Annotated in this window: 1 rRNA gene; it reads left to right on the forward strand. The window is 54.8% G+C overall.

Features of this window, described 5'->3' with window-relative positions:
• Window positions 1–43: 43 nt before the first annotated feature.
• A 23S ribosomal RNA gene (locus KK087_RS17095) occupies window positions 44–3,171 on the forward strand.
• Window positions 3,172–3,173: the final 2 nt, after the last annotated feature.

A 3,173-nucleotide genomic window follows, 5' to 3' on the forward strand; every position in this document is an offset into this window, starting at 1 on the left:
GGGTTGTTGAGTGGTGACGTTGGATCGCAATTTTAATCTTTGTGGTCAAGTTTCTAAGAGCAAACGGTGGATGCCTTGGCATCTGGAGCCGATGAAGGACGTAGAAATCTGCGATAAGCCTCGGGGAGCTGATAATCGAGCTTTGATCCGAGGATTTCCGAATGGGGAAACCCCGCCAGGCGTTTGACGACCTGGTGACTCCCGCCTGAATATATAGGGCGGGTAGAGGGAACGTGGGGAAGTGAAACATCTCAGTACCCACAGGAAGAGAAAACAACATGTGATTCCGTGAGTAGTGGCGAGCGAAAGCGGATGAGGCTAAACCGATCATGTGTGATAGCCGGCGGGCGTTGCATGGTCGGGGTTGTGGGACACGTCACTCAGTTCTGCCGGACTGGGACGGTTACAGCGCATCATAGTCGAACCGGTTTGAAAGCCGGGCCGTAGTGGGTGCCAGCCCCGTAGACGAAATGGTGTTATGGCCGGATGTGTATCCCAAGTAGCACGGGGCCCGAGAAATCCCGTGTGAATCTGTCAGGACCACCTGATAAGCCTAAATACTCCCAGATGACCGATAGCGGACAAGTACCGTGAGGGAAAGGTGAAAAGTACCCCGGGAGGGGAGTGAAATAGTACCTGAAACCGTTTGCTTACAAACCGTCGGAGCCTCCTTAGTAGGGGTGACGGCGTGCCTTTTGAAGAATGAGCCTGCGAGTTAGTGATATGTGGCGAGGTTAACCCGTGAGGGGCAGCCGTAGCGAAAGCGAGTCTGAATAGGGCGTTTGAGTCGCATGTTCTAGACCCGAAGCGAAGTGATCTATCCATGGCCAGGTTGAAGCGACGGTAAGACGTCGTGGAGGACCGAACCCACTTCAGTTGAAAATGGAGGGGATGAGCTGTGGATAGGGGTGAAAGGCCAATCAAACTTCGTGATAGCTGGTTCTCTCCGAAATGCATTTAGGTGCAGCGTTGCGTGTTTCTCGCCGGAGGTAGAGCTACTGGATGGCCGATGGGCCTCAACAGGTTACTGACGTCAGCCAAACTCCGAATGCCGGTGAGTGAGAGCGCAGCAGTGAGACGGTGGGGGATAAGCTTCATCGTCGAGAGGGAAACAACCCAGACTACCAACTAAGGTCCCTAAGCGTGTGCTAAGTGGGAAAGGATGTGGAGTTGCATAGACAACCAGGAGGTTGGCTTAGAAGCAGCCACCCTTGAAAGAGTGCGTAATAGCTCACTGGTCAAGTGATTCCGCGCCGACAATGTAACGGGGCTCAAGCACACCACCGAAGTTGTAGATTTCGCACTATAGACAAGCCTTCGTGGTTCAGTCGTGCGGAGTGGTAGGAGAGCGTCGTGTGGCGAGTGAAGCGGCGGAGTGATCCAGCCGTGGACGCTACACGAGTGAGAATGCAGGCATGAGTAGCGAAAGACGGGTGAGAAACCCGTCCTCCGAAAGACCAAGGGTTCCAGGGCCAGGTTAATCCGCCCTGGGTAAGTCGGGACCTAAGGCGAGGCCGACAGGCGTAGTCGATGGACAACGGGTTGATATTCCCGTACCGGCGAACAACCGCCCAAGCTAATCCAGTGGTGCTAAGAGTCCTAACCCGGTACAACCGGATCCCTTCGGGGTGATGGTGGCCGGTCTAACGCTCGACCCCATGCTGGTGCGGTTAGCGTATGAACAGGTGTGACGCAGGAAGGTAGCTGAGCCAGGCGATGGTATCCGTAAGGTGAACCTGGTGTAAGGATGTAGGGCTGACGATAGGCAAATCCGTCGTCTGTACGCCTGAGATCCGACGCGTACCCGTAAGGGGAAATCAGTGATCCTATGCTGCCGAGAAAAGCATCGACGCGAGGTTGCAGCCGCCCGTACCCGAAACCGACTCAGGTGGTCAGGTAGAGAATACCAAGGAGATCGAGAGAATCGTGGTTAAGGAACTCGGCAAAATGCCCCCGTAACTTCGGGAGAAGGGGGGCCGGACACGTGACCGGATTTACTCCGTGAGCGTTGAAGGCCGCAGAGACCAGTGGGAAGCGACTGTTTACTAAAAACACAGGTCCGTGCGAAGTCGCAAGACGATGTATACGGACTGACGCCTGCCCGGTGCTGGAAGGTTAAGAGGAAGGGTTAGCCTTTGGGCGAAGCTCTGAATTTAAGCCCCAGTAAACGGCGGTGGTAACTATAACCATCCTAAGGTAGCGAAATTCCTTGTCGGGTAAGTTCCGACCTGCACGAATGGCGTAACGACTTCCCAGCTGTCTCAACCGCGAACTCGGCGAAATTGCACTACGAGTAAAGATGCTCGTTACGCGCAGCAGGACGGAAAGACCCCGTGACCTTTACTACAGTTTGGTATTGGTGTTCGGAGTGGCTTGTGTAGGATAGGTGGGAGACTGTGAAGCGGGCACGCTAGTGTTCGTGGAGTCATTGTTGAAATACCACTCTGGTCACTTTGGATGTCTAACGTAGGACCCTGATCGGGTTCATGGACAGTGCCTGATGGGTAGTTTAACTGGGGCGGTTGCCTCCCAAAGAGTAACGGAGGCGCCCAAAGGTTCCCTCAACCTGGTTGGCAATCAGGTGGCGAGTGTAAGTGCACAAGGGAGCTTGACTGTGAGACTGACAGGTCGAGCAGGGACGAAAGTCGGGACTAGTGATCCGGCAGTGGCTTGTGGAAGCGCTGTCGCTCAACGGATAAAAGGTACCTCGGGGATAACAGGCTGATCTTGCCCAAGAGTCCATATCGACGGCATGGTTTGGCACCTCGATGTCGGCTCGTCGCATCCTGGGGCTGGAGTAGGTCCCAAGGGTTGGGCTGTTCGCCCATTAAAGCGGTACGCGAGCTGGGTTTAGAACGTCGTGAGACAGTTCGGTCCCTATCCGCTGCGCGCGTTGGAAATTTGAGAAGATCTATCCCTAGTACGAGAGGACCGGGATGGACGAACCTCTGGTGTGTCAGTTGTTCTGCCAAGGGCACCGCTGATTAGCTACGTTCGGACCGGATAACCGCTGAAAGCATCTAAGCGGGAAGCCGTCTTCGAGATGAGATTTCCATGCACCTTGAGTGTGAGAGGCTCCCAGCAGACTACTGGGTTGATAGGCCGGATGTGGAAGCGGGGACTAACGACCCGTGGAGCTGACCGGTACTAATAAGCCGAAGACTTGATAACAC

Origin of the sequence: Curtobacterium aurantiacum (genome assembly GCF_018598555.1) — a bacterium.
GTDB lineage: Bacteria > Actinomycetota > Actinomycetes > Actinomycetales > Microbacteriaceae > Curtobacterium > Curtobacterium aurantiacum.